We start from the raw sequence: 7,381 nt of genomic DNA, 5'->3' as shown, positions 1-7,381 counted from the left end.
AATCTGTCCTGCCACAGGGACACTCGCCCCGAATCTGATTTATTCAACAAAGCCCCTCTGCATCATGATTACGTCGGTTGCTGCCAGTTGGCTGAGTGCTGATAGCTGCAGTGGCGGACCACTTATGGGTTAAGCGATAAAAAATATATGGAAATATAGAAGCCCATTCAATATTATAGTAATTGCTACTAGATCTTGTAAAGATACGTTCCCAGACATCCATGACTGAATCTGCCGTAAACGAGTATCCCAATATGGAGGTTGCATAAATGCTGTAAAATACAAATTGGCGGAACTTACAGTATAAACTCAGTGAGTGACCTTAAAAAATATATGCTAACAAAAAAGGATTTCAGATGAAATTGTCGCAGATATTTACTGTACCTCTGCTCATTACTCTTTCACTGGCTGGATGCCAGTCCCGCAAAACTGTGTTTCCACCTCTTTATAACGGAATTCCGCAGGAGATAAGTAGTTATGAGGTTAAAGGACTAATATTCGTTACTACTGTTACTTTCAGAGGTCTATTCGCAGAAGAAAGTGTGCGTGAATACGCAGAGAAAAATCATTATCGTTATTACGTCGTAACCATGCACAGGAATGATTTTAAAGCCCAGGAAGAGCGTATTACTGCCATGATGTATCGCTAAGCTACACTAAGTGCCACCGGGCGCTTATCTTTTTGACCTGCTCATGCAGTTCCCGTTCGCGGCGTTCATGGTTAGGAAACTGAATCATCGTTTTAAACATATCCTGATCATGAACATAGTCTTCGGGAGCGTAGTGATGACAGAGACTCATGCCCCTTATGATGTTAAAATGCTGTTTTCGATGCATTTTTAACCTGAAATCCATTTTTGAGGTGAAACTATCCTGCGGCCTGTTCCAGAAGCCATCGTTTCCGGTCAATGGTATGCAGTCTTTCTGCCTCTAATTCCGACGCGTGCCTGCCAGCCTGAGCGCTGTCAAAACGCAGCCGGTTGCCGCACTGATGCTCCTCTCTCTCGCTCAGAGAACGAAATTCCGCAACCACATTGTGCATGTTTTGCCTGAGTGGATATGTCGCGTCCAGTGCCAGTACATCTTCATTACCAGTCTGATGGCCATAACGACATTCGCAAAGGAGGCGACCCAGTCGGCGGCGCTGCCGGTCTCTGCAACCCGACATAACAGCGCCACTGCCAGTACGAACAGGCAGGCCACACCGGCACTGGCCACGCCGGTAATGAGGTAACTCGCCATGACCTTTGACCACTTCATTGTTGCCGCTTCTTCCGTAATATGTGTCTTCGGCACCGGCGTTCAGGAGTCATTTCTTCACCTTCCCGTCATGGCGGGCCAGGGCCAGCAGTTCGGCCTGAAGCTGACGGCTGTCCTCACGGGCTTCCTTCAGCTCCTCCTTCGTCTCCTTCAGCTGTGCCGCCAGGTGTTCGCAGGTGGCAGTCAGGCGCGCCACCTGCTCTCGCAGCGGCAGCGCCTCATCCCGCAGCGCCCGGACGTCCTGCAGCAGGCGGTCACGCTCGGCCACCACCTCACGCAGCACCGCCAGCTCGCTCTCAAGGGCGGTCACTTTTGCCAGGGCCTCATCCCGCTCCCGGTCGGCCTGCGCGATATCCGCGTCAGCCTGCTCCCGCGCCGCCAGGGTGTCGGCGTCGGCCTGCCTGACGGCCGCCTGCCACAGCAGCCCCAGCTGGCCGGTCAGCAGCTGCGCCAGCTCTGCCGGCAGCGGCGTGGTCTGTTCAGCGGCCTGCTCGCGCCGGCGGGCGCGGAACGCGCGCATCACCGGGGAGATGTGGGACAGGGAGCCGCCGCCGAGGTGCTGGCGGACCTGCTCGTTGGTCGGGTTCGGGTTGCCGGCGGCGATGAGGGCGTCGGCGGCGTCCTCGATACGGCGGACGGTTTCGGGGGGCAGTGTGCTCATTATGGGCTCCGGGGCGGATAAGGGGTCAGTGACCGGATTGTACGCGGAGGGGGAAAAATATACAATACAAATAATACACATCGTACATATAGTACAATTCATACATACGATACATTTAATACATTCAATCCCACCGTACATACAAAGCGTTCTCGTTTTTTCGGTCAGATCCGAAAACTCCCGGTTCCGGATCTTCCTGAACCGCACCGGCGCGCCCCGGCACAACAACACAAGATGTGCCACGCCGTCAGATGCATTTTCTTCTATATGTTGTGTTATCCCCCTGCCCGGTGACCCGGCGCGCAGCACCGGAAAAGGGCGGTGTGGTTATTCCGTGCGCGTGGTATACTTCCGGAAACTGCGTAATAGCGTAAAAATCGGATCTCACCTGAACGGCCATCCGGTAATTTAATCTGGTTTCTATATGGCTGCTTATTGTCACCTTTGAAATGATGACGACATGTGAAAATCATTAGCGTGACAGACTCAGGGTTGAGTGCAGTCGATTGTGCTGCGCGTCATAATTACTCTGAGTGACTATTCAGCAATTAATATTGAGGGCGAAAATGACATTTTTGAATGCGGTAATACATCTTAGGCTCCACTACCAGGCATTATGGTTCTGGACGGGTACTGCCAATCCTGTTGCTGATATCAAAAATCCCAAGTCATGGAACGATGCTCTGATCTTTTCTCCCGGCGAAAAGTTTCTTGCCTCTCAAGATGGTGATGCAAACCAGTGGCTACTTGAGCCAGGTTATATGACGACCGATTCCCCTCAAGTAAAAGGAGGCCCTGAGGGATGTATTGAGCTTACGGACGAACGTTTTGCTGAAGCGGTATATAAGATTATCTCCTGACTGCGGGTCCACATCTGAGGGCGAGGAATGTTAGGGGCGAGATTTCTGAATAAGGAACTAACATGGCTGACTGGTTTATTGCCACTGAAGGTGTGAAAGTCGTGAAGGACAGCGCCAGTCTGGCGCCACAAATCATCACGGCGGTCGCGTCGATTGGCGCGGCCCTGGGAGGCGTGGGCCTGACACATCATTTTACCCGAAAGCGCAAGGAAAGGGCTGCCGCCGCGAAGCAGGCTAGTGAACGACTCTATATTGCCACGGAGCTGGTCTTTTTGCTGGAGAGGTTTGCTGAAGGCTGCACCAAAGTGGCAACTGATGACGGAGAACGAGACAAGCAGGATTTCATGCGGGCAACCCAGACCCGCCCGGAGTTAGATTTAAAGGTGATCACCGGCGACTGGCGTGCTCTTGAACCTGGTCTTACTTACGCTATCCGTGAAGTGCCTGTTCTGAAGGAATGGAGTGACAGAGAGATCGCGGGCATGGAGGAAAGTGAAGGTCCACCGGACTATACCAATACAATTTTGGAACGAAAGTATCTGTATGCCCGTCTTGGTCTTAAGGCCATTCTGCAGGCCAGGAGACTGCGAAAACTGGCCTGTCTTCCCAGTACCCGACTTGATGCAACGAAGTGGTCCGCGCAGAACGTTCTCTGGCGGGTGTGGCGTAATGAGCGTAAACGTCGGGCTCAGATGCATATTTTGAGACAACGGGAACTGGCTACATTCCATATCATTATGCAGCAACGCATTCAGGCTAACAGGCATTCAGGGGCACAGGAATGAACTTACCCGCAACTGTAGCGCATTACTCTCCTGCTCAACTTCCTGTCGCTATTGATTACCCTGCTGCGCTGGCCCTTCGCCAGATGGCTCTGGTACAGGACGAACTGCCAAAATATCTGCTGGCGCCGGAAGTCAGCGCCCTGCTCCATTACGTACCGGATCTGCATCGCAGGATGCTGCTGGCCACCCTGTGGAACACCGGCGCGCGCATTAACGAGGCGCTGGCGCTGACCCGGAGTGATTTTTCCCTGGCGCCACCCTACCCGTTCGTGCAGCTGGCCACGCTCAAGCAGCGGGCGGAGAAGGCTGCCCGAACGGCCGGCCGTACGCCTGCCGGCAGTCAGACGCACCGCCTGGTCCCGCTTTCGGATGCTAACTATCTCAGCCAGCTGGATATGATGGTAGCCACACTAAAAATTCCGCTGGAGCGACGTAATAAGCGAACCGGCAGAACGGAGAAAGCACGCATCTGGGATATCACCGACCGCACGGTCCGCACCTGGCTCAGCGAAGCGATTGAAGTGGCAGCGGCCGACGGGGTGACGTTCTCCGTGCCGGTGACGCCGCACACATTCCGGCATTCCTACGCGATGCACATGCTGTATGCCGGTATTCCGCTAAAGGTGCTGCAGAGCCTCATGGGGCATAAGAGTATTAGCTCGACAGAGGTGTATACAAAAGTGTTTGCGCTCGATGTTGCTGCGCGACACAGGGTGCAGTTCCAGATGCCGGCGGCAGAGGCGGTCGCAATGCTGAAGGGAAATGGGTGACATGCTGACGTGCCCGTCAGACCTGAAGAAGCCTCTCCGAGTTATGCAGGCTCGTCCTCCAGACAGGACTTTTTGCTTAAAAAAGAAAAGATAGTAATTGTGGTCAACAGGATTTACCCAGCTTTTCGTTTGTTTCATTTGTTTCGTTTGTTGCGTTTGTTGCGTTTTTCGTTTATTTCGTATAACCTCAGTTATAGCAGTTGTCGTCATATCAAAACCGAAACCGTAGAACCTAAACCGTAGAACCTAAACCGTAAAGTCAAACCGTAGAACTAAAACCGTAAAGCTGAACCGTAAACCGAAACCGTAAAACCGAAACCTAAACAATTGGAATACTAAACAATGACAAACTCAATTCTTGATAGCCTTAGCCTTCCGGCTAAAGGGGAGATTGAGGCAGCTGTACGTGGACAAAGGGAGCTTGCCGCCTACCTCTCCACAAAAATGGAAACACAGAAAATTTCGATTCAGGATGCAGATAACGTAACTCATCAAATCGAACTACCGACGTCTTCACTGATGTTGCTTATGTCGATTTTGGGTGAGCTAGCACTTGGTAACGCGGTGCAAGTCGTTCCTGTGCATGCTGAATTGACCACGCAGGAAGCCGCCAATATTCTTAATGTTTCACGCCCTCATATGGTGAAACTGCTGGAAGATGGGAAGCTGCCTTTTCATAAAACAGGTCGCCATCGCCGCGTGCTTTTCGCAGATTTGATGAAGTACAAGGATCAGCGAGATAGCGATAGCAATAAAGCTATGCAGGAGTTGGCAGATCTAAGCCAAGAGCTTGGACTTTACTAATGAACCACACACCTTATCCCGTAGTTTTAGATGCTTGCGTACTGTACCCGTCATTTCTACGGGATTTACTGATTCGATTGGGGCTGACCGGATTGTACCAACCAAAATGGTCAGCCAGTATCGAAAATGAGTGGCAACGTAACCTGTTAGCAAACAGGACGGATTTAACTGAAGAGCAAATTAAACGCACTGCCACGCTAATGAATAAAGCCGTTCCTGATGCGATGGTCACCGGCTTTGAGCCTCTGATTGATAGCATTGATTTACCTGATGTAGATGATCGGCATGTTGCCGCAGCTGCTGTCCGTAGCAATGCTGAAATCATTGTGACGTTGAATCTTAAAGATTTTCCGGCACCTTCTCTTGATGCCTTTGGTATCGAAGCATTGCATCCTGACGATTTTGTTATGGATTTATTCGATTTAAATAGAGCACTTGTGCTTTCGGCCGTAACTACGCAGCGCAGTAGTTTACGGAAACCGCCCGTGTCGGTAGATGAATATTTAGAAGCGCTGCTAAGGCAAGGTATGGCGCAAACCGTAAAAGAATTAAGCAAATACCGCATGCTGATTTAGCGCGCTAAGTAGCCGATAAAGCTACTGGCTATGGCTCCAGCTCGAAAAAATCCAAGTCGAAATATTGGCCGCGCTCATTCAAGCGGCCATAACTGACAAGGTACTCCAGAGTATCGTCTAAGCTGGTTGGACGTTCAAACTCAAACCACAAACAATCCCAATCAATATGTGCGACCTAACCAATAATCACCCCCGCATTCCTTTGAACGCTGGAAGATAACCCATCCTCCTGGCGTCCAATACGGAGGGGAATTTAGAGCTAGGAAAACGGTAGGATAGGCATACCCCAATGTGACAGGCTGACGCGCCCGTCGGGCTTGTCCAACCCCTCCTTCGTTCAGAAGCAAGTTCTAATCAAACTCACGGTTTCAGAAACAGGCCAATAAAATAAATACGATCACCAGAAATATTTTCTGGACACTTTTTCCGATAGTGCCGAAGTGTCCACTATTGATACCATTCTTTTATACATTCCAGTTGGAGGGGTGACGGTGGCGGAGCGAGGCACTGAGTGAACTGGACAGAATGACCTGTATGTCTAACTGCGCTGGGAATTAAATGAGGGGTAGCAAAAAGGCCGAAGCGCGGCCTTAGTTGTTTTTAATAAAAAGATAATAGGCAACTATTCCTACACCTATACAGATAGCTGCATAAAACAGAAAATCATTATTGAGCATGATTCACCTGCTGGACATACGTTTAGTTTAAAAATTATACCAAGCAAGATTCCGCGCAGCCAGCAGAACTGGACAGAATTACCGGACTGTCCAGTCTGTTATGCTTCGGAGACTACCCATCATTTTGCTCTATCATGGACCGCCACCGATAAAACCATGCGCAACTGGCTGAAGCAGGTGGTGAAGCGGGCCAGAGAAGACGGTGTGCATTTTTCTATTCCGGTGACGCCGCATACGTTCCGCCACAGCTTTATCACGCACATGCTCTATCACCGGTAGCCCAGGAAAGTTATTCAGGCTCTGGCCGGACACAAGGATCCGCGCTCGATAGAAGTGTATACAAGGGTGTTTGCGCTGAATGTGGCCGCCACGCTTGTCGTGCCGTTTGCCGGAGACGGGCATGATGCAGCTGAGATTTTACGGGCACTGCCGCCAATGAAAAGACCTTAGTACCCACCACAATTACATAAGCTATAGTGAGCAGCACCCCCAGGCGATAATATGATGCGGGCCATATTATTTCACCATCTGAAAACTGGCACGCTCACTCCATCATTGCCCGATACAGACCAGTCCGGTTTTTGGCCGGACATTACGGCTTCTCGCTGTTCTTTAGTAGGTTTCGCGTCCCGTCCCGGGATGGGCTTGTGCTGTGTATCTTCTGCATTATGAGTAGTCAAATCTTCATAGCTGGCACAGCCAGACAATGAAAGAGACATGAAGAATGGAACCAGAAAAATAAATTTTTTCTTAAACATATCAAAAGCCCTTTCGATAAGATTGTTTTACAGAAATCCCATATGCAATAACAGTACATGAATCGCCACGGATAATCTAGACACTTCCGAGCCGTTGATAATACTGCTTTTCATATTCTGTCGGTGACATCTGATTGCTCGAACCATGCCGACGCTTACTGTTATAGAACATTTCGATGGCTTTGTTGATTAAATCGAACTTTTGCTGAGTTGAAGGATCAGATCACACAT

At 50.3% G+C, this 7,381-nt stretch carries 9 protein-coding genes and 2 pseudogenes; 8 read left to right on the top strand and 3 right to left on the bottom strand.

What is annotated here, in order from left to right; all coding sequences use genetic code 11:
- Positions 1-356 precede the first annotated feature (356 nt).
- Positions 357-650, top strand: a complete 294-nt coding sequence (locus QLG07_RS02330; RefSeq protein ID WP_282468382.1) for a hypothetical protein — start codon at positions 357-359, stop codon at positions 648-650.
- A gap of 358 nt (positions 651-1,008) precedes the next feature.
- On the opposite strand, the gene QLG07_RS02325 is transcribed toward QLG07_RS02330, so the two are convergent.
- Together QLG07_RS02325 and QLG07_RS02320 are read right to left on the bottom strand one after the other, a co-directional pair.
- Entirely contained in the window at positions 1,009-1,260 is a 252-nt protein-coding gene (locus QLG07_RS02325) for a hypothetical protein (protein WP_282468381.1), read from the bottom strand.
- Between the two features lie 49 nt (positions 1,261-1,309).
- A complete protein-coding gene (locus tag QLG07_RS02320; protein ID WP_348994601.1) occupies positions 1,310-1,921 on the bottom strand; it encodes a DNA-binding protein in 612 nt (203 codons plus the stop codon).
- Positions 1,922-2,487: 566 nt separating this feature from the next.
- Here QLG07_RS02320 and QLG07_RS02315 point away from each other — a divergent pair.
- The 7 genes and pseudogenes from QLG07_RS02315 to QLG07_RS02285 form a co-directional block, all read left to right on the top strand.
- Positions 2,488-2,781, top strand: a complete 294-nt coding sequence (locus tag QLG07_RS02315; protein ID WP_161617925.1) for a hypothetical protein — start codon at positions 2,488-2,490, stop codon at positions 2,779-2,781.
- 62 nt (positions 2,782-2,843) lie between these two features.
- Positions 2,844-3,566, top strand: coding sequence for a hypothetical protein (locus tag QLG07_RS02310; RefSeq protein WP_282468380.1), 723 nt, complete (start codon positions 2,844-2,846; stop codon positions 3,564-3,566).
- On the top strand, positions 3,563-4,336 hold the full coding sequence (locus QLG07_RS02305; RefSeq protein ID WP_282468379.1) for a site-specific integrase: 774 nt from the start codon (positions 3,563-3,565) through the stop codon (positions 4,334-4,336). The genes QLG07_RS02310 and QLG07_RS02305 overlap by 4 nt, the downstream gene beginning before the upstream one ends.
- 15 nt (positions 4,337-4,351) lie before the next feature.
- Positions 4,352-4,441 (top strand): annotated as a pseudogene (locus tag QLG07_RS02300) (malate dehydrogenase); the annotation flags it as partial.
- 237 nt (positions 4,442-4,678) lie between these two features.
- Positions 4,679-5,140, top strand: coding sequence for a helix-turn-helix domain-containing protein (locus tag QLG07_RS02295; protein WP_282468378.1), 462 nt, complete (start codon positions 4,679-4,681; stop codon positions 5,138-5,140).
- Positions 5,140-5,715 (top strand): PIN domain-containing protein, encoded by a 576-nt coding sequence (locus tag QLG07_RS02290; RefSeq protein WP_282468377.1) that lies wholly within the window; start codon positions 5,140-5,142, stop codon positions 5,713-5,715. The genes QLG07_RS02295 and QLG07_RS02290 overlap by 1 nt, the downstream gene beginning before the upstream one ends.
- 821 nt (positions 5,716-6,536) lie before the next feature.
- Positions 6,537-6,842 (top strand): annotated as a pseudogene (locus QLG07_RS02285) (site-specific integrase); the annotation flags it as partial.
- Between the two features lie 71 nt (positions 6,843-6,913).
- On the opposite strand, the gene QLG07_RS02280 reads toward QLG07_RS02285, so the two are convergent.
- Positions 6,914-7,150, bottom strand: a complete 237-nt coding sequence (locus QLG07_RS02280) for a hypothetical protein (protein ID WP_282468376.1) — start codon at positions 7,148-7,150, stop codon at positions 6,914-6,916.
- Positions 7,151-7,381 lie beyond the last annotated feature (231 nt).

It is taken from the genome of Erwinia sp. V90_4, from assembly GCF_029967685.1.
Classification (GTDB): domain Bacteria; phylum Pseudomonadota; class Gammaproteobacteria; order Enterobacterales; family Enterobacteriaceae; genus Erwinia; species Erwinia aphidicola.
This window is presented reverse-complemented; position numbering and strand designations above follow the sequence as displayed.

Bases quoted from the DNA above. Each gene is read 5' to 3' on its own strand.
- QLG07_RS02330 (WP_282468382.1), top strand. From the start codon at position 357: ATGAAATTGTCGCAGATATTTACTGTACCTCTGCTCATTACTCTTTCA.
- QLG07_RS02325 (WP_282468381.1), bottom strand. From the start codon at position 1,260: ATGAAGTGGTCAAAGGTCATGGCGAGTTACCTCATTACCGGCGTGGCC.
- QLG07_RS02320 (WP_348994601.1), bottom strand. From the start codon at position 1,921: ATGAGCACACTGCCCCCCGAAACCGTCCGCCGTATCGAGGACGCCGCC.
- QLG07_RS02315 (WP_161617925.1), top strand. From the start codon at position 2,488: ATGACATTTTTGAATGCGGTAATACATCTTAGGCTCCACTACCAGGCA.
- QLG07_RS02310 (WP_282468380.1), top strand. From the start codon at position 2,844: ATGGCTGACTGGTTTATTGCCACTGAAGGTGTGAAAGTCGTGAAGGAC.
- QLG07_RS02305 (WP_282468379.1), top strand. From the start codon at position 3,563: ATGAACTTACCCGCAACTGTAGCGCATTACTCTCCTGCTCAACTTCCT.
- QLG07_RS02295 (WP_282468378.1), top strand. From the start codon at position 4,679: ATGACAAACTCAATTCTTGATAGCCTTAGCCTTCCGGCTAAAGGGGAG.
- QLG07_RS02290 (WP_282468377.1), top strand. From the start codon at position 5,140: ATGAACCACACACCTTATCCCGTAGTTTTAGATGCTTGCGTACTGTAC.
- QLG07_RS02280 (WP_282468376.1), bottom strand. From the start codon at position 7,150: ATGTTTAAGAAAAAATTTATTTTTCTGGTTCCATTCTTCATGTCTCTT.